The 20,572-nt window shown below is 68.8% G+C and carries 16 protein-coding genes; 13 read left to right on the top strand and 3 right to left on the bottom strand.

What is annotated here, in order from left to right; translation table 11 throughout:
- Positions 1 to 11 precede the first annotated feature (11 nt).
- The 7 genes from ispC (at position 12) to lpxA (ending at position 7,825) form a co-directional block, all read left to right on the top strand.
- The gene (gene ispC, locus F790_RS0108210; protein WP_018870727.1) at positions 12 to 1,214 is read left to right on the top strand and encodes a 1-deoxy-D-xylulose-5-phosphate reductoisomerase; all 1,203 of its coding nucleotides are present in this window, start codon (positions 12 to 14) and stop codon (positions 1,212 to 1,214) included.
- The gene (gene rseP, locus F790_RS0108205; protein WP_018870726.1) at positions 1,211 to 2,575 is read left to right on the top strand and encodes an RIP metalloprotease RseP; all 1,365 of its coding nucleotides are present in this window, start codon (positions 1,211 to 1,213) and stop codon (positions 2,573 to 2,575) included. Before ispC ends, rseP begins: the two co-directional genes overlap by 4 nt.
- A 39-nt stretch (positions 2,576 to 2,614) precedes the next feature.
- The gene (gene bamA, locus F790_RS0108200) at positions 2,615 to 4,948 is read left to right on the top strand and encodes an outer membrane protein assembly factor BamA (protein WP_019591345.1); all 2,334 of its coding nucleotides are present in this window, start codon (positions 2,615 to 2,617) and stop codon (positions 4,946 to 4,948) included.
- A gap of 53 nt (positions 4,949 to 5,001) precedes the next feature.
- Positions 5,002 to 5,517, top strand: a complete 516-nt coding sequence (locus F790_RS0108195) for an OmpH family outer membrane protein (protein ID WP_019022791.1) — start codon at positions 5,002 to 5,004, stop codon at positions 5,515 to 5,517.
- Positions 5,510 to 6,526, top strand: coding sequence for a UDP-3-O-(3-hydroxymyristoyl)glucosamine N-acyltransferase (lpxD, locus tag F790_RS0108190; protein WP_019591344.1), 1,017 nt, complete (start codon positions 5,510 to 5,512; stop codon positions 6,524 to 6,526). The genes F790_RS0108195 and lpxD overlap by 8 nt, the downstream gene beginning before the upstream one ends.
- Before the next feature lie 61 nt (positions 6,527 to 6,587).
- Complete coding sequence (gene fabZ, locus F790_RS0108185; protein WP_019591343.1) at positions 6,588 to 7,046, top strand: 3-hydroxyacyl-ACP dehydratase FabZ; 459 nt, start codon at positions 6,588 to 6,590, stop codon at positions 7,044 to 7,046.
- On the top strand, positions 7,043 to 7,825 hold the full coding sequence (gene lpxA / locus F790_RS0108180; RefSeq protein WP_018870721.1) for an acyl-ACP--UDP-N-acetylglucosamine O-acyltransferase: 783 nt from the start codon (positions 7,043 to 7,045) through the stop codon (positions 7,823 to 7,825). Before fabZ ends, lpxA begins: the two co-directional genes overlap by 4 nt.
- Before the next feature lie 129 nt (positions 7,826 to 7,954).
- Here lpxA and lpxB read toward each other — a convergent pair whose 3' ends face one another.
- The 3 genes from lpxB to F790_RS0108165 are packed head-to-tail and all read right to left on the bottom strand — an operon-like array spanning position 7,955 to position 11,237.
- Entirely contained in the window at positions 7,955 to 9,136 is a 1,182-nt protein-coding gene (gene lpxB / locus F790_RS0108175) for a lipid-A-disaccharide synthase (RefSeq protein WP_019591342.1), read from the bottom strand.
- Positions 9,133 to 10,230: a DegT/DnrJ/EryC1/StrS aminotransferase family protein gene (locus F790_RS0108170; RefSeq protein ID WP_019591341.1), complete on the bottom strand. Its 1,098-nt coding sequence runs from the start codon at positions 10,228 to 10,230 to the stop codon at positions 9,133 to 9,135. Before F790_RS0108170 ends, lpxB begins: the two co-directional genes overlap by 4 nt.
- The gene (locus tag F790_RS0108165) at positions 10,227 to 11,237 is read right to left on the bottom strand and encodes a Gfo/Idh/MocA family protein (protein WP_019591340.1); all 1,011 of its coding nucleotides are present in this window, start codon (positions 11,235 to 11,237) and stop codon (positions 10,227 to 10,229) included. Before F790_RS0108165 ends, F790_RS0108170 begins: the two co-directional genes overlap by 4 nt.
- 121 nt (positions 11,238 to 11,358) lie before the next feature.
- Here F790_RS0108165 and rnhB point away from each other — a divergent pair, with 121 nt between their 5' ends.
- From rnhB to kdsA, 6 genes are all read left to right on the top strand, one after another.
- Entirely contained in the window at positions 11,359 to 11,958 is a 600-nt protein-coding gene (rnhB, locus tag F790_RS0108160; RefSeq protein ID WP_019591339.1) for a ribonuclease HII, read from the top strand.
- On the top strand, positions 11,958 to 15,524 hold the full coding sequence (dnaE, locus tag F790_RS0108155; RefSeq protein ID WP_019591338.1) for a DNA polymerase III subunit alpha: 3,567 nt from the start codon (positions 11,958 to 11,960) through the stop codon (positions 15,522 to 15,524). The genes rnhB and dnaE overlap by 1 nt, the downstream gene beginning before the upstream one ends.
- Positions 15,525 to 15,614: 90 nt before the next feature.
- The gene (locus F790_RS0108150) at positions 15,615 to 16,580 is read left to right on the top strand and encodes an acetyl-CoA carboxylase carboxyltransferase subunit alpha (RefSeq protein WP_018870715.1); all 966 of its coding nucleotides are present in this window, start codon (positions 15,615 to 15,617) and stop codon (positions 16,578 to 16,580) included.
- Complete coding sequence (gene tilS, locus F790_RS0108145; RefSeq protein ID WP_019590315.1) at positions 16,555 to 17,838, top strand: tRNA lysidine(34) synthetase TilS; 1,284 nt, start codon at positions 16,555 to 16,557, stop codon at positions 17,836 to 17,838. Before F790_RS0108150 ends, tilS begins: the two co-directional genes overlap by 26 nt.
- Before the next feature lie 152 nt (positions 17,839 to 17,990).
- On the top strand, positions 17,991 to 19,661 hold the full coding sequence (locus F790_RS0108140; RefSeq protein ID WP_019022781.1) for a CTP synthase: 1,671 nt from the start codon (positions 17,991 to 17,993) through the stop codon (positions 19,659 to 19,661).
- Positions 19,662 to 19,675: 14 nt separating this feature from the next.
- Positions 19,676 to 20,518, top strand: coding sequence for a 3-deoxy-8-phosphooctulonate synthase (kdsA, locus tag F790_RS0108135; protein ID WP_018870712.1), 843 nt, complete (start codon positions 19,676 to 19,678; stop codon positions 20,516 to 20,518).
- The last annotated feature ends 54 nt before the right edge of the window (positions 20,519 to 20,572 follow it).

Below are 20,572 nucleotides of genomic sequence, written 5' to 3'. Positions count from 1 at the left end.
GGGAGCATTCCATGAACAAGCAACAGATCACCATCCTCGGCTCCACCGGCTCCATCGGACTCAGCACCCTGGACGTGGTGGCGCGCCAGCCGGAACGCTTTTCGCTGTACGCGCTGACCGCGCACCGCAATGTCGAGCGGATGGAGGCGCAATGCCTGGAGTTTCGCCCGCGGGTGGCGGTGATGGTGGAGCCGGAGGCGGCGGAGAGCCTGCGCGACCGACTGACCGCCGCCGGCTGCGAGACCGAGGTGCGCGGCGGTGCGGAGGCGCTGGTCGAGGTCTGTCGCGCACCCGAGGTGGATGCGGTGATGGCGGCGATTGTCGGCGCCGCGGGCCTGCTGCCGACCCTGGCGGCGGCGGAGCACGGCAAGCGGGTGCTGCTGGCCAACAAGGAAGCGCTGGTGATGTCGGGGGCGTTGCTGATGGATGCCGTCGGGCGCTCGGGCGCGCGGCTGTTGCCGATCGATTCCGAACACAATGCGATCTTCCAGTGCCTGCCCAACGGCTACACCTGCGCCGATCCGGTGAGCCCGCACGGGGCCAGCCGGATCTGGCTGACGGCCTCCGGCGGGCCGTTTCGCGAGCGCTCGCTGGAGACCTTCGGCGAGATCACCCCGGACGAGGCCTGCGCCCACCCCAACTGGGACATGGGTCGCAAGATCTCGGTCGACTCGGCGACGATGATGAACAAGGGGCTCGAGCTGATCGAGGCCTGCTGGCTGTTCGCGGTGCCGCCGACGAGCATCCAGGTGGTGCTGCATCCGCAGAGCATCGTGCACTCCATGGTGGCGTATGAAGACGGCTCGGTGCTGGCGCAGATGGGCAACCCCGACATGCGCACGCCGATCGCCCATGCGCTGGCGTGGCCGGAACGCATGTCCTCCGGTGTACAGGCACTGGACCTTCTCAGCATGGGGGCGCTGGAATTCTCCGAGCCCTGCGAGACCCGTTATCCGGCCCTGCGCCTGGCGCAGCGCGCGCTGGAGAAGGGGGGCACGGCCACCGCGGTGCTGAACGCCGCCAACGAGATCGCGGTTGAGGCCTTCCTCGCGGGCGAGCTGGCCTTTGATGCGATCCCGGCCCTGATCGAGGCGACCCTGGAGGGGATGGAGCCGGAACCCGCGGAGACGCTGGAAGTCGTACTGGGTGCCGACGCGCGGGCGAGAGCGCACGCGCGGGACTGGCTGGACATGCGGAGGCGTGAAGCGGTGTGACGGGATTTCTGACCAGTCTGCTGGCCTTTGTCGTGGCGATCGGGGTGCTCGTCACGGTGCACGAGTACGGCCATTTTCTGGCGGCCCGCCTGATGGGGGTGAAGGTCCTGCGTTTTTCCGTGGGCTTCGGCCGGCCGTTGTGGTCGCGGCGTTTCGGGCGTGATCGGACCGAATTCGCGATCGCCTCCATCCCTCTGGGCGGCTATGTGAAGATGCTCGACGGTCGCGAGGGCGAGGTGCCGGCGGACGAGGAACACCGCGCGTTCGATCGCCAGGGACTGGGGGCGCGGACGTTCGTGGTGTCCGCCGGCCCCGCGGCGAACTTCCTGCTGGCGATCGCGGTGTTCGCGGTGATGTTCATGATCGGCGTGGGCGGCGTGCGCCCGGTGGTGGGCGAGATCACCCCGGGATCGCCGGCCGCGGAAGCGGGCCTGGAGCGGGGCGAGGAGATCGTGCGCATCGCCGGGCGCGAGGTCGGGGACTGGGAACAGGCCAACCTGCGGCTGCTTGACCACGCGGTGCGGGGTGATACGGTGCCGCTGATCGTCCGCGATGCCGACGGTCGCGAGATCGAACGCAGCCTGGATCTGTCGGCCCGCGCCGAACTGCTGGGCGAGGGACAGTTCCTCGACCGCCTGGGCGTGGCGCCGTACCGGCCGCAGCTGGAGCCCGTGATCGGCCAGGTCGAATCCGGTTCGCCGGCCGATCGCGCCGGGCTGCAGCCCGGGGACCGGGTGGTCGCGATGAACGGCGACGGCGTCGCGGACTGGAATGCCTGGGTCGAGCGTATCCGGGCCAGCGCCGGGAGCGAGCTGTCCGTCACGCTGGAACGCGACGGGGTGCGGCAACAGGTGACGCTGACCCCCGAGCCGGTAGAGGCCGAACAGGGTACCATCGGGCGGATCGGGGCCGGCGTGGATCCGGATCAGCCGGCGATGCGCGAGCTGAGCGTGATCGTGCGCCAGGGGCCGGTGGAGGCTGTCGGTTCCGGCGCGGTGCGGACCTGGGAGGTCACGACCCTGACCCTCGGGATCCTCTGGCGCATGGTGACCGGCGAGGCCTCGGTCAAAAATATCAGCGGACCGGTTACCATAGCCGAGTTTGCCGGCACGTCCGCGGTCATCGGGATCTCCGCCTTCCTCGGTTTTCTCGGGATCGTCAGCGTGTCGCTGGGGATTATCAATCTGCTGCCCATCCCGATGCTCGACGGCGGGCACCTGCTGTACTACGCGGCGGAAGCCGTGAAGGGGAGCCCGGTGTCGGAAAAGACCCAGATCGTGGGCCAGCAGATCGGGTTGCTGATGATCGCGGCATTGATGATCCTCGCCTTCTACAACGACTTGACACGGTTGTTCGGCTGACCGGAAACGGGACCGGACGCCCTCCACTTGGCGGACAGCATGGCGCGACAAAGCTTGAAAGGATGGGCCCTGCTCGGCCTGGTGACCCTCGCGGGGCCGGCCTGGGGGCAGGCCTATCAGATCGAGGACATCGAGATTGAAGGGCTGGAACGCATTACCGCGGGGACGGCTCTGAGCTATCTCCCGGTGGAGGTGGGTGACACCTTCGATGACAGCCAGACGCCGGAGGTGATCCGCGAGCTCTTCCGCACCGGCTTTTTCGACGACGTGGAGCTGGCGCGGCGCGGTGACGTCCTGGTGGTGATCGTTTCCGAACGGCCGGCGATCAACGAGATCCGCTTCTCCGGGAACAACGACATCCCCGACGAGGCGCTGGAGGAGGCACTGGAATCGGTGGGCCTGCGCAGCGGGCGGGTGTTCAACCGGACGCTGCTGGAGCGCATCGAGAACGAGATCCGCGAACAGTATTTCGCCCGCGGACGCTACAACGTGCGCATCGACGTCGACATCGTCGACCTCGCGCGCAACCGGGTGGATGTCGACATCGACATCACCGAAGGGCCGCAGGCGAAGATCCGGGGCGTGAACCTGGTCGGCAACCAGGCGTTCGACGACGGCGATCTCAAGGGTGATTTCGAATCGGGGATCCCGCGCTGGTGGCAGTTTTTCTCCAGCCGTGATGACTATTCCCGCGAGAAGCTCTCCGGCGACCTCGAGACCCTGCGCTCGCGCTACCTGGATTCCGGCTTTCTCGAGTTCGACGTGGATTCCACCCAGGTCACGCTGTCGCCCAATCGCGAAGACCTGTACATCACCATCAATGTCGACGAGGGCGAACCCTATACCCTGACCGGCACTTCGCTGGCCGGTGATTTCGTCATCCCGGAGGAGGAACTCGAGGGTCTGATCGAGGTGGATCTGGGCGCGCCGTTCTCGCGCAGCCAGGTCACCGAGTCGGCGGAGCGCATGGCGGAACGCCTGGAGCGCGAGGGTTATGCCTTTGCCAACGTCAATCCGGTGCCGGATGTCGACGAGGACAGCCGTGAAGTCACGGTGACGTTCTTCGTGGACCCCGGCCCCCGGGTGTACGTACGGCGGATCAACATCTCCGGCAACGAGAACACCCAGGAGAGCGTCTACCGCCGCGAGCTGCGGCAGATGGAGTCCTCCTGGTACAACGGGGCGCTGATCGAGCGCTCGCGGATCCGGCTGCAGCGGCTGCCGTTCGTTGCCAGCGCGAACGTGGAGACGCGGCGGGTGCCGGGCTCGGACGACGAGGTCGATCTCGACATCAGCGTGACCGAACGCCAGTCCGGCGCGCTGTCGATCGGCGCCGGGTATTCGCAGAACCAGGGGCTGTTGCTGTCCGGCTCGATCTCGCAGGACAACTTCCTCGGCACCGGCAACCGGTTTTCCACGGAGATCAGTACCTCCGACGTGAACCGGGTGTTCCGCATGAACCTGACCAATCCGCATTACACGCCGGCCGGGGCCAGCCGTGGCTTCTCGGTGTTCTACCGCGAAGTGGACGCCGAAGCGGCGAACATCTCGCGCTATTCCACCGACCGCTACGGGTTCAACGTGAGCTACGGGATCCCGCTGTCGGAGGTGGATCGGGTGCGCATCCGGCCGGGATTCGAGCACATTGCGGTCAATACCGTGGACCACACCGGCGGACGCACGGGCACGCCGGTGGAGATCCGCGACGAACTGGACGAGTTCGGTGACACGGCCAACCTGGTCAAGCTGGAAACCAGCTTCATCCACGACACGCGGGATTCGACGACCTTTGCCAGCGAGGGCCGGCGGCACCGGATCGGGATGGAGCTGGCGATTCCCGGCAGTGATCGCGAGTTCTACAAGCTGACCTATTCCGGCGAGGAGCTGTTCCGCCTGAGCGAGCGTTTCAGCTTCTCCGTTTCCGGAGGCATCGGTTACGGCGACGGGTTCGGCAGCGACGAACTGCCGTTCTTCGAACGGTTCTTTGCCGGCGGGATCCAGTCGGTGCGCGGCTACGAGGCCAACCGTCTGGGCGACCTGCGGCCGCTGCGCAACGGGCAGCCGGCCACGCGCGACAGCAACGATGATCCCTATGGCGGGCGCCTGCGGACCACGGTGTCCGGCGAGCTGTTCTTCCCGGCCCCGTTCGCCGCGGATAATGATGCGATCCGCATGAGTACCTTCGTGGACGCCGGCAACGTGTTCAACGAGCCGGGCGATTTCGACGTGGGCGAGCTGCGCGCGGCGGCGGGACTGGCGCTGACCTGGTTCTCGCCGGTGGGACCGCTGAGCTTCAGCGTGGCCGAGCCGCTGAACGACGAGCCGGGTGACGATACCCAGAGCTTCCAGTTCCAGCTGGGCGCGGGCTTCTGAACGAGCACAACCGCAGTGACAAGCACGGGGGCGGCAATGCCCCGGGAGGCGGCATGAAGGCCTGGATAACGGCCGGGATCGGTTTCGCACTGGTGGTGGCGGGCTGGACGGCAGTGCCCGCGATGGCCGGCGCGCAGACCGTGGGTTACGTGACCATGAACCGGATCCTGGAGGATTCACCGCAGGCCGAACAGGCGATGCGCGAGCTGGAGGAGGAGTTTTCCCCGCGCGATTCCGAACTGGTGGCCGAACGCGAGGAACTGCAGCGGCTGCGCGATCGCCTGGAGCGCGAGGGCGACATGATGGATCCGTCCGAACGGGCCGCGCTGGAGCGCGAGTTTTCGGCGCGTTCGCGCGAGTTCCGGCGCGCCCAGGAGAGCTTTTCCGAAGACCTCAACGTGCGCCGCAACGAGGAACTGTCGCGCCTGCAGCGGCGCATCAACGACGCGATCGCCGAGCTGGCGCGCGAGCGCGACATCGACGTGATCCTGACCGAGCGCAACGTGCTCTACGCCTCGGATCGCGTGGACATCACCGACGACGTGCTGGCCGCGATGCAGCGTGAGTGATCCGGACGGCATCGAGACCGCGGCCCTGGCGCGTCGGGTCGGGGGCGAGCTGGAGGGCGACGGTGCGCGGCGTATCCGCGGACTGGCCTCCCCGGCGCGTGCGGCACCGGATCAGCTGGCATTCGTGGTGCGCGCCGATGCATTGCCGGACGGGCTGGCGGACTCGCGCGCCGGGGCCCTGCTGATTCCCGCCGATCTGCCTGCCGCGGTTCTGCCGGCGGGGGCGGCGCGCATCCGCGTAGCGGCGGTTTATCCGGCCTATGCGCGTGTGAGCCAGATGCTGGCAGCATCGCGCCGCGCGCGTGAGCCGGGCATTGCGCCTTCGGCGGTTGTCGATCCGTCGGCACGGGTCGATCCCGCCGCGACGGTCGCTGCCGGCGCGGTGATTGGCGCGGGTGCCCGCCTGGAATCCGGTGCCGTGGTGGAGGCGCAGGCGCATGTCGGCCGCGACGCGGTGATCGGCGCGGGCAGCTTCCTGCATCCCGGCGTGCGCGTACTCGACGGCGTGGTGCTGGGCGAGCGCTGTCTGGTGCACGCCGGCACGGTCATCGGGGCCGACGGTTTCGGCTTCGCGCCGGAAGACGGCACCTGGCTCAAGATCGAGCAGCTGGGCGGGGTCCGCGTGGGTGATGATGCGGAGATCGGGGCCAACTGCACGATCGATCGCGGGGCCGTGGAAGACACCCGGATTGGTCACGGCGTGAAGATCGACAACCTGGTTCATGTTGCCCATAACGTCGAGATTGGAGACCATACGGCGATTGCCGGCTGTGTCGGTATCGCGGGCAGTGCCCGCATCGGCCGGCATTGTGCCATCGGCGGCGGGGCGGGGATCCTCGGCCATCTGAGCATCGCCGACCACGTGACGATCCACGCGATGACCCTGGTCACCCGCAGCATCGAGCAGGCCGGGCATTACGCCTCGGGCGTTCCGCATCAGGAGGCCCGACTGTGGAACCGGACCCTGGCCCGCCTGCGGCGCCTGGGCCGACGCGCGCGCGACACATGAGCAGCAGGGCATCCGGCGGCCCGAAACAACATCACCAGGACAAGAAAACAGGATACGCCCCGTGGATGCCCTCGACGTTCAGCAGATCATGCAGTACCTCCCTCACCGTTACCCGTTCCTGCTGGTGGACCGGGTGGTGGAATGCGAACCCGGCGAGCATCTGGTCGGGCTGAAGAACGTCAGCATCAACGAGCCGTACTTTCAGGGGCATTTTCCGGTCAAGCCGGTGATGCCGGGGGTGCTGATCCTCGAGGCCCTGGCGCAGGCGACCGGGCTGCTGGCGTTCAAGACCGAGGAGGCGCGCGGCGAGAATCAGGACAAGCAGCAGCTCTATCTGTTCGTGGGCATCGATCAGGCGCGTTTCCGCCGCCAGGTGGTGCCCGGTGACCAGCTGGACCTGCGGGTGGAGCTGACCCGAACGGTGCGCGGGATCTGGCGCTTTGACGCCGAGGCGAAGGTGGAAGACGAGATCTGCGCCACCGCCGAACTGATGTGTGCGGGCAAGGAAATCGAGGCGTGATCGACTCGCGGGCGGACATCCATCCGAGTGCCGAGCTGGACAGTTCGGTGGAAGTGGGGCCGTTCTCGGTGATCGGCCCGAACGTGCGCATCGGCGCGGGGACCCGCGTGGGGCCGCACGTGGTGATCAACGGGCCGACCGAGATCGGCCGCGACAACCGCATCTTCCAGTTCTCGTCGATCGGCGAGGAGCCGCAGGACACCAGCTATCGTGGCGAGCCGACCCGTCTGGTGATCGGCGACCGCAACGTGATCCGTGAGTCGGTGACCCTCAGCCGCGGAACCGCCAAGGGACTGGGCGAGACGGTGATCGGCCATGACAACCTGATCATGGCCTACGTGCACATCGCCCATGACTGCACCATCGGCAGCGAGATCATCTTCTCCAATGCCACCTCGCTGGCCGGCCACGTGGAGATCCACGACAAGGCCACTCTGGGCGGCTTTACCCTGGTGCACCAGTTCTGTCGCGTGGGGACTTTTGCCTTCACCAGCATGGGCTCGGCCCTGAACCGCGATCTGCCGCCGTACTGTCTGGCCAGCGGCAACTACGCGCGGCTGATCGGGATCAACAAGATCGGGCTGCGCCGCAACGGGTTCAGCGACGAGGCGATCCAGGGGCTGCATCGGGTGTTCATCCGCGGCATGCGCGGGCGCGCCGGGCGCGAATCGCATCTCGACGAGATGCTGGCGGAGACCGATATCCCCGAGGTGCGCGATCTGATCCACTTCGTCCAGGGGTCGCGGCGCGGCATCCTGCGGGGTGGTCGCCAGCACTGACCGCAGTTTTCGCGCGCAAGCGCGCTCCTGCGGGGGTACCGCACGGGGCACACGGGGTATGGGTCGGGCCCCGGCATCCCGGCATCCCGGCAGCATCCAGGGGCAAACGCGGTGAGCCCGCACGGTGCGTCAGTCGGCGGGCAGCAGGTGTCCGTGCTCCAGCATCTCGGCGGCCGCCGCGGCCACGCGGCGATCCGCGCCGCCGTCGCCCAGTCTTTCCCGTACCCGTGACAGGCGCTCGCGCATCGCCTCCAGGCGTTGCGGTTCCCGCAGCAGGGCGTCGGCGTCGTCGGTGAGGCGTTGCGGGTTCGCGTCGTGCTGCAGGTATTCGGGGACGACCCCTTCCTCGGCGACGATGTTGACCAGCGCGATGTGCTCCAGGTGCACCAGGCGGCGGAACACGAAATGCGACAGTGCGCCCATGCGGTAGAACACCAGCATCGGGGCGCGCAGCAGGCCGGCCTCCAGGGTGGCGGTGCCGGAGGCGGTCAGCAGCAGATCGGCGCCGGCCATCACCGCGTGGGTCCCGTCCTCGCCCTCGACGTAGTCCAGTGGTGGCTCGCCGGCGCTCGCGTCGTGCCCGGCGGGCGGCGGGGCCAGCCCGGCCAGGCGCTCGGCGGTGACCCCGGGGGCGAGACCCACCGCGAAGCGCAGATCCGGATGTCGATGGTGCAGGCGGCGGGCGGTTTCCAGCAGCAGGGGCCAGTGGCGCTTGAGCTCGCCGCCGCGGCTGCCCGGCAGCAGGCCGACGATCCGGGTATCCGGTCCGACGCCCAGGCGTTCGCGCAGGGGCGGTTCCGGCGCCTGCACGCGGTCCACCAGCGGGTTGCCGACATAGCGTACCGGGACGCCGGCGCGTTCATAGATCGCGGTCTCGAACGGGAACAGCACGGCCATGGCGTCGACATGGCGCCGGATGCGGCGGATGCGGCCGCTGCGCCAGGCCCACAGCTGCGGGCTGACGTAGAACAGCACCGGGATGCCCAGGCGTTTGGCATGCGCGGCCAGGCGCAGGTTGAACTCGACGTAGTCGACCAGCACCAGCAGCGCGGGGCGGGTGGTCTCGAGGTGGTCGCACATGCGGCGGAACAGCCGTCGCAGGCGGGGGTAGTTGACCAGCACGTCGACCAGCCCGACCACCGCCAGTTCTTCCACGTCGATGCGGGTATCGACGCCGGCGGCGCGCATGCGTTCACCGCCCATCCCGGAGAAACGCAGGTCGTCGGCGTGGCCGGCAAGTTCCCGCACCAGTCCCGCCCCCAGGGCGTCGCCGGAGGTCTCCCCGGCGCAGACGACGACCTCGCGGGTCATGCCAGTGTGCGGCGGATCCGCTCGACGATGCGATCGACCTGGGCGTCTTCCAGCTCGGGGAAGATCGGCAGGGACAGGCAGCGCGCGGCCACCGATTCGGTTACCGGCAGGGATTCAGGCTCGCCGTCGGGTTCTGCGAACGCCTTCTGCTGGTGCAGCGGCACCGGGTAGTAGATCGCGTTGGCGATGCCGTCCTCGGTGAGTGCGCTCATCAGCGCCTCGCGGTGATCGGTCAGCAGGGTGTACTGGTGGTATACGTGGACGCCGATCCCGTCCTCGTGCGGGGTCTCCAGCGGCAGGTCCTTCAGCCCCTCGCTGTAGCGCGCAGCCACGCGCCGGCGCTCGGCGTTGTAGTGGTCGATGTGCGGCAGCTTGCAGCGCAGGATCGCCGCCTGCATCTCGTCCAGGCGCGAGTTGTAGCCGATCTCGTCGTGGTAATAGCGGACGCTGGAGCCGTGGTTGCGCAGGCGGCGCAGGGCCTCGGCCGAGGACGGACAGGAGGTGGTCACCAGCCCGCCGTCGCCGAAGGCGCCGAGGTTCTTGCTGGGGAAGAAGCTGAACGCCCCGAACGCGGTGGTGGAGCCGGTCTGCGCGCCGTCGATGCTGGCGCCGAAGGACTGCGCGCAGTCCTCGATGACCAGCAGCTGGTGGCGCTCGGCGATCTCGCGGATGCGCGGCAGGTCGGCCGGCTGGCCGAACAGATGCACCGGCAGCACGGCCCGGGTCCGCGGGCTGATCGCCGCCTCGATCTGCTCCGGGTCCAGATTGAAGGTCCGCGGGTCGATGTCGATGAACACCGGCTCGGCGCCCAGGTAGCGGATGGCCTCGGCGGTCGCGATGAAGGTGAACGGCGTGGTGATGATCTCGTCACCGGGCCCGACGCCCGCGGCATGCAGCGCCAGTTGCAGGGCGTCGGTGCCGGAGGCGCAGGTGATGGCGTGTTCCACGCCGAGGTAGTCGGCCAGCTCCTCTTCCAGCGCCTGGACGTTGGGTCCGAGGATGAAACGGGCGCCGGTGAGGACTTCCTGCAGGGCGGCATCGATCTCGGTGCGCAGCGTCTGGTACTGACGCTGCAGGTCGACCATGGGGATCACGGGCGGGCTCCTGTTGCGGATTCGATTGCGGAGTGCGGGCCGTCGGCGCGGCCCATCACGTTGAGATTGGCCTGCACCAGTTCGGTGATGCGGCTGGCGGTCTCCAGCGCGCGCTGTCCGTCGCGGCCGCTGACCAGGACCGGGGCGTCGCCGCGCGCGGCGGCCACGAACGCGCGGATTTCGGCGAGCAGGGCATCGGCCTCGTCGAACACGCGCTCGTCGCGGTGGATCTCGGGCGCCCCGGTCTCGGGATCGACGTCACCCAGGTGGTTGAACGACAGGATGCGGTTCTGGAAGTCCACCGAGGCGTAGGCATGCGACTGGAAGATGCGCATGCGCCGCTCGGATTTGGTGCTGATACGGCTGGAGATGACGTTGGCCACGCAGCCGTCCTCGAACTCCAGGCGCGCATTGGCGATGTCGATGTCGCCGGTCAGGACCCGGGCGCCGGAAGCGCGGATCTCGGCCAGCGGCGAGTCGACCAGGGCCAGGATGATGTCGATGTCGTGGATCATCAGGTCCAGCACCACCGAGACGTCGGTGGCGCGCGGCTTGTACGGCGCCAGTCGGTGCGACTCGATGAAGCGCGGGTGCAGCGGATTCTCGGTCAGCTGGCGCAGGGCCGCGTTGAAGCGTTCCAGATGCCCGACCTGCAGTACCACGCCGCGTTCTTCGGCCAGCCGGTTGAGGGCCTCGGCCTCGTCCAGTGTCGCGGTCACGGGCTTCTCGACCAGCACGTGGCAGCCGGCCTCGATGAAGTCGCGGGCGATCGCGTAGTGCAGGGTGGTGGGCGCGGCGATGGAGACCGCGTCCACCCGGCCGATCAGGGCGCGGTGGTCGGTCTCGGCCGCACAGCCGTGCTCGGCGGCGACACGGCGGGCGGTTTCGGGGTCGGCATCGGCCACCGCCACCAGTTCGGTGTCGGGCAGTGCCGCGTATTTGGCCGCATGCCAGCGGCCGAGATGGCCAACACCGACGGCGGCGCAGCGCAGGGGATTCTGGGACATGGTCGGGATGCTCGGTCCGGAGGGGGCTGTGCTAGGATTTCGGCGCCATTGTAACGGATCCCCCGGATGGCGTGCGGGGCATCGTCCGGGAACACTGCGTGCGGACATCGGGAGCGGCTTCATGAGCGGCAAGACAGGCGGGGCAGACGGGGTCGCGGGCGTCGACGAGGTGGGTCGCGGGCCGCTGGCCGGGCCGGTGGTGGCCGCGGCGGTGATCCTGCCGGAAGGCTTCGACGCCCCCGGTCTGACCGATTCCAAGAAACTGACGGCGCGCCGGCGCGAGGCCCTGGACGAGCGGATCCGCGACGGTGCCCTGGCGTGGGCCCTGGGGCGCGCCGAGGCGGCGGAGATCGATCGTCTGAACATCCATTGCGCGACCCTGCTGGCGATGCAGCGGGCGGTGCAGGCCCTGGATCCGGCCCCGGCGCACCTGCTGGTGGACGGGCGCTTCACCCCCGAGGGCCCGTGGACCGCCGAGGCCCGGGTCGGCGGTGATGGCAGCGTCGCGGCCATCAGTGCCGCCTCGGTGATCGCCAAGGTGGCACGCGACGGTGAACTGCGCGCGCTGCACGAGCAGTGGCCGGAATACGGCTTCGACCGCCATGCGGGTTATCCCACCGCCGCGCATCGGGCGGCGCTGGAACAGCACGGGCCGTGCCCCGAGCATCGGCGCAGCTATGGTCCGGTGGCGCGGGCGCTGGCGGCCGCCAGCGAGGCATGATGATGAATACCCAAACCACTGACGATCTCAACCTGCAGGACCCGGGGTTCGTGCACCTGCGGGTGCACTCGGAGTATTCCCTGATCGATGGCCTGGTGCGTCTGAAGCCGCTGGTGCAGGCGGTGGGCGCGGCCGGCATGCCGGCGGTTGCGGTCACCGACCACTGCAACCTGTTCGGCCTGGTGAAGTTCTACAAGGCGGCGATCGGCGCCGGCGTGCAGCCGATCGTGGGGGCCGACGTGCTGGTGCGCGACGCGCGCGCCGACGGCACCCCGGCGCGCATGACCCTGCTGGCGCAGAACGATGCCGGCTATCGCAACCTGACCCGGCTGATCTCGCGCGCCTGGCAGGAAGGCCAGGAGAAGGGCGTGCCGCGGATCGACTGCGCGTGGCTCGACGGCGGCGCGGCGGAGGGGCTGATCGCGTTGTCCGGGACCATCGACGGGCTGTTCGTCAGCGGCAGCGGGGTCGCGCAGGCCCTTGCCGAGCCCGTGCTGCAGCCGTGGCTGGAGCGTTTCCCCGGGCGCTTCTATCTGGAGCTCACGCGCACCGGGCGGCCGGGCGAGGAGGCCTGGATCGAGGCCGCGATCGGCGCGGCCGAGAGCCACGGACTGCCGGTGGTCGCCACCAACGACGTGCGTTTTCTCAGCGGCGAGGACTTCGAGGCCCACGAGGCGCGGGTGTGCATCCACGACGGCCACACCCTGGACGACGCGCGCCGGCCGCGGCGCTACTCCGAGCAGCAGTACCTGCGCACGCCGGAGGAGATGGCCGCGCTGTTCGAGGACATCCCCGAGGCCCTGGCCAACAGCGTGGCCATCGCCCGGCGCTGCAGCGTGCGCCTGACGCTCGGGGAATCGGTGCTGCCGGATTTCCCGGTGCCGGAAGGGCGCACGGTGGAGCAGCATCTGCGCGAGATCTCCGATCAGGGGCTGCGCGCACGCCTGGAGCGCTTCCAGTTCGCCGAAACCGCGGACTACGAGGCACGGCTGACGCGCGAGCTGGACGTGATCTGCCAGATGGGTTTCCCCGGCTACTTCCTGATCGTGGCCGACTTCATCCAGTGGGCGAAGGACAACGGGATCCCGGTGGGGCCGGGGCGCGGTTCCGGTGCTGGCTCGCTGGTGGCCTACGTGCTGGGAATTACCGACCTGGATCCATTGCGTTACGAGCTCCTGTTCGAGCGGTTTCTCAATCCCGAACGGGTCTCCATGCCCGACTTCGACGTCGACTTCTGCATGGAGAAGCGCGACGACGTGATCGAATACGTCGCCGAGCGCTACGGCCGTGACAAGGTCTCGCAGATCATCACCCACGGCACCATGGCGGCCAAGGCGGTGGTACGCGACGTCGGGCGCGTGCTGGGGCACGGCTACGGCTTCGTCGACCGCATCGCCAAGCTGATCCCGTTCGAGCTGGGCATGACCCTGGAGAAGGCCCTGACCGAGAGCGAGGACCTCAAGGCGCAGTACGACGAGGACGAGGAGGTCCGCGCGATCATCGATCTGGCGATGAAACTGGAAGGACTGACCCGCAACGCCGGCAAGCACGCCGGCGGGGTGGTGATCGCGCCGTCGGCGCTGACCGATTTCTCTCCGCTGTACTGCGAAGATGACGGCGGCTCGCTGGTGACCCATTTCGACAAGGACGATGTCGAGGCGGTGGGCCTGGTCAAGTTCGACTTTCTCGGGCTGCGCACGCTGACCATCATCGACTGGGCGGTGCAGAACCTGAAGCGCATGGATCCGGAGATCGAGATCGATCTGGAGGGCGTGCCGCTGGACGACCCGGAGACCTTCCGTCTTCTGAAAGGCTATCAGACCACCGCGGTGTTCCAGCTGGAATCCGGTGGCATGAAGGACCTGATCCGGCGTCTGCAGCCGGACAGCTTCGAGGACATCATCGCGCTGGTGGCGCTGTACCGCCCGGGGCCGCTGCAGTCGGGGATGGTGGACGACTTCATCGACCGCAAGCACGGACGCTCCGAGGTGGAATACCCGCACCCGGATCTGGAGCCGGTGCTCAAGCCGACCTATGGCGTGATCCTGTACCAGGAGCAGGTGATGCAGATCGCCCAGGTGCTGGCCGGCTACACCCTGGGCGGTGCGGACCTGCTGCGCCGCGCGATGGGCAAGAAGAAGCCCGAGGAGATGGCCAAGCAGCGCGAGATCTTCGTCAATGGCGCGGTGGAACGCGGGGTGGAGGAGCACACCGCGACCTATATCTTCGACCTGGTGGAGAAGTTCGCCGGCTACGGCTTCAACAAGTCGCACTCCGCGGCCTATGCCCTGGTGGCCTATCAGACCGCCTGGCTCAAGGCGCATTATCCGGCGCCGTTCATGGCGGCGGTGCTGTCCGCGGACATGGACAACACCGACAAGGTGGTCGGCCTGATCGAGGAATGCCGCAGCATGGAGCTGGCGGTGCTGCCGCCGGACGTGAACCAGTCGGACTACCGCTTCACCGTGCAGGACGCGCACACGGTGGTGTACGGGCTGGGGGCGATCAAGGGCGTCGGCGAGTCGGCGATCGAGACCCTGCTGAAGGCGCGCAACGAGGGCGGACCGTTCCACGGGCTGGTGGACCTGTGCCAGCGGGTGGATCTGGGCAAGCTCAACAAGCGGGTGCTGGAGACCCTGGTGCGGGCCGGTGCGCTGGATTCCCTCGGCGCCAACCGTGCGACCCTGCTGGCCGACATCCCCACCGCGGTAGCCGCGGCGGAACAGACCGAACGCAATGCCAGCCTCGGCGTGGTGGATCTGTTCGGCGACCCGGCGGCCGCGGTGGTGCCGGAGAGCGAGACGCAGCCGGAGATGGAGGACGATGACCGGCTGCGCGGGGAGAAAGAGACCCTCGGGCTGTATCTCACCGGGCATCCGGTGGAGCGTTATCGCGAGGAGCTGCGCGAACTGACCCGGACCAGTCTGGCTGAACTGGAGGCGAAGCTGGAAGAGCGCCCCGACGAGGGCGAGAACCGCGGGCGCGGGCGCCAGGAGACCGTGCGCATCGCCGGGCTGGTGGTGGGCGTGAGGGTGCGCAACACCAACAGCGGGCGCATGGGCGTGGCGACCCTGGACGACCGCAGCGGGCGCGCCGAGCTGGTGCTGTTCAACGACGATTTCAACCAGTACCGCGACCGGCTCGAGCCGGACAGCCTGCTGGTGGCCGAAGGCACGGTGACCCTGGACGACTACGCCGGCGGGGTGCGCATGCGTGCGCGCCGGGTCCTGACCCTGGACGAGGCGCGCGCGCAATGGGCCCAGGCGCTGTGTCTGGACCTGCGCGAGGTCCGGCCGGAGCAGATCGCCGGGCTGCACGGCCTGCTGCAGGAGCACCGGCCGGCCGGGCGCGGCAACGGCAATGGCAGTGGCGGGACGCCGGAGGCGGACGAAGAGGGTGCCCCGCCCGGCTGCCCGCTGCGCCTGCGCTATCGCCGCGACGGCATGGAGGCGGAACTGAAGGTGCCGCCGGACTGGCGCATCCTGCCGAACGAGGCCCTGCTGCGCGGCATCCAGCAGACCCTGGGCCCTTCCTGCGAGGCGCGCCTGCTCTACCAGCGGGGCTAGGCCCGGCCGGCGGGGCCCGCTGCCGGCCAGCGTAGATCGCGCCGATTCGTTACACTCGCCACCCCGAACGTGACTGACTGGAATCCTTGCATGAACCCGGAATTTCTCGACTTCGAACAGCCGATCGCCGAACTGGAGGCCCGCATCCGCGACCTGCAGTACGTGAGCGACGACACCGAGGTCAATATCCAGGAAGAGGTCCAGCGGCTGCAGGACAAGTGCCAGTCGCTGACCGAAAGCATCTTCGCCAAGCTCACGCCCTGGCAGATCGCCCAGCTGTCACGTCATCCCCGCCGTCCGTATCTGCTCGACTACATCCCGGCGCTGTTCGAGGAATTCGAGGAACTGCACGGCGACCGCGCCTATGCCGATGATCCCGCGATCGTCGGCGGCATGGCCCGCTTCGACGGGCGGCCGGTGATGATCATCGGCCACCAGAAGGGCCGCCAGACCCGCGACAAGGTGCAGCGCAATTTCGGCATGCCGCGTCCGGAGGGCTATCGCAAGGCCCTGCGCCTGATGGAGATGGCCGAGCGCTTCCGCATGCCGGTGTTCACCTTCATCGACACCCCGGGCGCCTACCCCGGCGTGGGGGCCGAGGAGCGGGGGCAGAGCGAGGCGATCGCGCGCAACCTGCGGGTGATGGCGCGGCTGGACACCCCGATCATCGCCACGGTGATCGGCGAGGGTGGCTCCGGCGGTGCGCTGGCGATCGGCGTGGGCGACGCGACGCTCATGCTGCAGTACTCGACATATTCGGTGATCTCGCCGGAAGGCTGCGCCTCCATCCTGTGGAAGAGCTCGGAGAAGGCCGCCGAGGCCGCCGAGGCGCTGGGGATCACCTCCGGGCGGCTGAAGGACCTGGGGCTGATCGACCGGGTGATCGATGAACCCCTGGGCGGCGCCCACCGTGATCCGGAGACCATGGCGGAGCATCTGCGTGCGGCGCTGGCCGAGACCCTGGGCGGGCTGGAGCGGCTGGACCCGGGCAAGCGCCTGGAGCGGCGTTACCGCCGGCTGATGGACTACGGTGCCTTCCAGGAAGCCGGCGCCTGATCCCGTTGACGTCGCGCTGCGGCGGTTCCTCGAGGAGTGTCCCGCGGGCGGCCCGCTGCGCGTCGCCTTCAGCGGCGGTCGCGATTCCAGCGTCCTGCTGCATGCCCTGACCGCGACCTGTCGAGCTGTCGGGCATCCCGATCCCGAAGCCTGGCACGTGGACCACGGGTTGCACGCGCAGTCCGCGGCCCAGGCGGAACACTGCCGTGCGGTGGCGCATTCGCTGGGTCTGCATTTCGAGCACCGCGCGGTCGGTCCCCTCGAGACCCGCGCGGACGGGGTGGAGGCCGCGGCCCGGCACGCCCGCTATGCGCTGCTGCGCGAGGGCCTGGGGCCGACCGGGGTGGTGGTCACCGCGCATCATGCCGGGGATCAGGCCGAGACCTTCCTGCTCGCGGCCCTGCGCGGCAGCGGTCCGCTGGGCCTGCGTGGCATGCCCCCGTGGCGCCGCGAAGGCGAGGGCTGGCTGGCGCGCCCGCTGCTGGACGTGGCGGATGCAGCCGTGGCGACGCGGGCGCGGCGCGAGGGGCTGACCTGGATGGAGGACCCCACCAACGCCGATCCGGGGTTCGACCGCAACTTCCTGCGCCGCGAGATCCTGCCCCGGCTCAATGAACGGTTTGCGGCCTCGGCCGGGCTGGCGCGGGCCGCGCGCTGGCAGGCCGGGGTGGCCGACGGGGAGGACGCCGATCTCGCGCGCCACCTGGCGGGCGCCGGGGCCGGTGAGTGCCTGCCGCTGTCCGTCCTGCGGCCGCTGGAACCGGGACGCCGGAGCGCCCTCCTGCGTCACTGGATCCGGGAACACGGCCTGCGCCCGCCGGGCCACAGGCGGCTGGCGGAATTCCTGCGTCAGGCGCAGGCGGCCGGCGAGGATCGCCAGCCGCGGCTGGACTGGGACGAGGGCTGCCTGCGGCGCTACCGCGATGCGCTGTATCTGGATCCGCCGGAGACGGAGCCCGCGTCGCCCATCCCGTGGCCGGCCGGCCAGCAGCGGCTGCGTCTGCCCGATGGCCGGGTGCTGACCCGCGAGCATCCGGCGTTCGCCGATCCGCTGCTGGCCGGGGCGGTGGAGGTGGTGTTCCGGCAGGGTGGTGAACGGGTGCCGGCGGGCGGCCGGCACCGGCGGCTGAAGTCGCTGATGCAGGAGCGCGGGATTCCGCCATGGCGGCGTGCGCGCATCCCGCTGCTGCGCCCGCCGGGGGGCGAGGTGCGTGCCGTGCTGTGGCCGCGCGGACCGGATGACGGCGGCCCCCCGTGAGCTGCGTCGCAGGTTCGGGCCGAGGCGCCGCAGCCCCGCCATGACGGGCCCGCAGGCGCCCCGCGGGGCGCGTTCGCGATTGAGCGAAAACGGGGGGTCTGGTACCCTTTGCGGGCATTTTGACCCCCGTCGGTCCCGGCCAGGTTTCCCGCATGACGCGATTCGTGTTTATCACCGGAGGCGTGGTTTCGTCTCTGGGCAAAGGTATTGCATCCGCCTCTCTGGGGGCGATCCTCGAGGCGCGTGGCCTGAAGGTCACGCTGATGAAGCTGGACCCCTACATCAACGTCGATCCGGGGACCATGAGTCCGTTCCAGCATGGCGAGGTGTTCGTCACCCATGACGGGGCCGAGACCGACCTGGATCTCGGGCACTACGAGCGCTTCGTGCGCATCCGCACCTCGCGGCACAACAATTTCACCACCGGCCAGATCTACGAGAACGTGATCCGCAAGGAGCGCCGCGGCGACTATCTGGGCGGCACGGTGCAGGTCATTCCGCACATCACCGACGAGATCAAGCGCTCGATCCGCGAAGGGGCGGATGACGCCGACATCGCACTGATCGAGATCGGCGGCACGGTGGGCGACATCGAGTCCCTGCCGTTCCTCGAGGCGATCCGCCAGATGGGCGTGGAGCTGGGGCGCGACAACGCGCTGTTCATGCACCTGACCCTGGTCCCCTATATCGACGCCGCCGGCGAGATCAAGACCAAGCCGACCCAGCATTCGGTCAAGGAACTGCGTTCCATCGGCATCCAGCCGGACATCCTGCTGTGCCGCTCGAGTCAGGCGATCCCCGAAGGGGAACGGCGCAAGATGGCGCTGTTCACCAACGTCGAGGAAAAGGCGGTCATCTCTGCGGTGGACGTCGACAACATTTACAAGATCCCGCTGTGGCTGCATTCGCAGAAGCTCGACGAGATCGTGCTGCGCAAGCTGCACATCGAGGATCTGCCGGTCGCCGACCTGTCCGACTGGAAGCACGTGGTCAACGCCATGGAGTTCCCCGAGTCGGAGGTTACGGTCGGCATGGTCGGCAAGTACGTCGAGCTGACCGAGTCGTACAAGTCGGTCAACGAGGCCCTGACCCATGCGGGCATCGAGGTCGGCACCCGGGTGCGCATCCGCTACCTGGATTCGGAAAAGCTGGAGGGCGACACCCCCGAGGCACGCGCGGAGCTTGAAGGGCTGGATGCGATCCTGGTGCCGGGCGGCTTTGGCGAACGCGGCGTCGAGGGCAAGATCGAGGCGGTACGCCATGCGCGCGAGGAGGGCATCCCGTATCTGGGCATCTGCCTCGGCATGCAGGTGGCGGTGATCGAATACGCCCGCAACGTGGCCGGCCTCAACGGGGCACATTCCACCGAGTTCGCGCCCGATACTCCGCATCCGGTGATCGCGCTGATCACCGAATGGCAGGACCGCGAGGGGCGGATCGAACATCGCGATGCCGAAAGCGATCTGGGCGGCACCATGCGTCTGGGTGCGCAGACCGCCTGCCTGACCGAGGGCTCGCGCATCGCCGCGGCCTACGGCACCAGTCGCATCGAGGAGCGCCACCGCCACCGTTACGAATTCAACAACGCCTACCGCGCGCGTCTGGAGCAGGCCGGGCTGGTGATCTCCGGGCTGTCCGAGTCCGGGGAACTGGTGGAGGCGGTGGAGCTTCCGGAACATCCGTGGTTCGTCGGCTGTCAGTTCCACCCCGAGTTCACCTCTACGCCGCGCGACGGACACCCGCTGTTCGCCGGCTTCGTCCGTGCGGCGCGGGACTACCAGAACGAGCGCGCGCCGGATGTGGGCGCGGCGCTGACCGATTGACGGGAGGCAGGTTGATGGAACTGTGCGGTTTCTCCGTGGGCCTGGACCGGCCGTTCTTCCTGATCGCCGGTCCCTGCGTGATCGAATCGGAGGCCATGGCCGAGGAAACCGCGGGGCAGCTCGCCGAGCTCACGCGCGAGCTGGGGATTCCGTTCATCTACAAGTCGTCCTTCGACAAGGCCAACCGGTCCTCCACCCGCAGCTATCGCGGCCCGGGCATGGAGGAGGGGCTGCGTATCCTCGAATCGGTGCGCGAGCGCATGGGCGTGCCGGTGCTGACCGACGTGCACGAGGACACCCCGCTGGCGGAGGTTGCCGCGGTGGTGGACGTGCTGCAGACCCCGGCGTTTTTGTGCCGCCAGACCAATTTCATCCAGAACGTGGCCCGTCAGGGGCTCCCGGTGAACATCAAGAAGGGCCAGTTCATGGCCCCCTGGGACATGGGCAACGTGGTGGACAAGGCGCGCGAGGCCGGCAACGAGTCGGTGATGGTCTGCGAGCGCGGGGTGTCCTTCGGCTACAACACCCTGATCTCCGACATGCGCGGCCTGGCCGACATGCGCCGCACCGGCGCCCCGGTGGTGTTCGACGCCACCCACTCGGTGCAGCAGCCGGGCGGGCAGGGTGCCAGCTCCGGCGGGCAGCGCGAATACGTGCCGGTGCTGGCCCGTGCGGCCGTGGCCAGCGGTATCTCCGGGCTGTTCATGGAGACCCACCCCGATCCGGCGAACGCGCTGTCGGATGGTCCCAATGCCTGGCCGCTGCCGCGCATGCGCGAGCTGCTGGAAACCCTGAAGGCGCTGGACGAGGCGACCAAGTCGCGTCCGCTGGCGGAAGCCGAATACGGCCTGGGCTGACCCCGGGCTGACCCCGGGGGCGGCCGGCCCCGAATCGAACGAGTCAAGGAGAGA

Origin of the sequence: Thioalkalivibrio sp. ALE20 (assembly GCF_000381405.1) — a bacterium.
In the GTDB taxonomy this organism is placed as follows: Bacteria; Pseudomonadota; Gammaproteobacteria; order Ectothiorhodospirales; family Ectothiorhodospiraceae; genus Thioalkalivibrio.
Note: the sequence above shows the minus strand (reverse complement) of the source record. Positions and strands in the feature narration are given on the sequence as shown.

What these genes read in the sequence shown, in the direction of transcription:
- F790_RS0108140 (WP_019022781.1), top strand. Translation starts at nt 17,991, where the DNA reads ATGACGCGATTCGTGTTTATCACCGGAGGCGTGGTTTCGTCTCTGGGC.
- ispC (WP_018870727.1), top strand. Translation starts at nt 12, where the DNA reads ATGAACAAGCAACAGATCACCATCCTCGGCTCCACCGGCTCCATCGGA.
- dnaE (WP_019591338.1), top strand. Translation starts at nt 11,958, where the DNA reads ATGATGAATACCCAAACCACTGACGATCTCAACCTGCAGGACCCGGGG.
- kdsA (WP_018870712.1), top strand. Translation starts at nt 19,676, where the DNA reads ATGGAACTGTGCGGTTTCTCCGTGGGCCTGGACCGGCCGTTCTTCCTG.
- rnhB (WP_019591339.1), top strand. Translation starts at nt 11,359, where the DNA reads ATGAGCGGCAAGACAGGCGGGGCAGACGGGGTCGCGGGCGTCGACGAG.
- bamA (WP_019591345.1), top strand. Translation starts at nt 2,615, where the DNA reads ATGGCGCGACAAAGCTTGAAAGGATGGGCCCTGCTCGGCCTGGTGACC.
- lpxB (WP_019591342.1), bottom strand. Translation starts at nt 9,136, where the DNA reads ATGACCCGCGAGGTCGTCGTCTGCGCCGGGGAGACCTCCGGCGACGCC.
- F790_RS0108195 (WP_019022791.1), top strand. Translation starts at nt 5,002, where the DNA reads ATGAAGGCCTGGATAACGGCCGGGATCGGTTTCGCACTGGTGGTGGCG.
- F790_RS0108165 (WP_019591340.1), bottom strand. Translation starts at nt 11,237, where the DNA reads ATGTCCCAGAATCCCCTGCGCTGCGCCGCCGTCGGTGTTGGCCATCTC.
- F790_RS0108150 (WP_018870715.1), top strand. Translation starts at nt 15,615, where the DNA reads ATGAACCCGGAATTTCTCGACTTCGAACAGCCGATCGCCGAACTGGAG.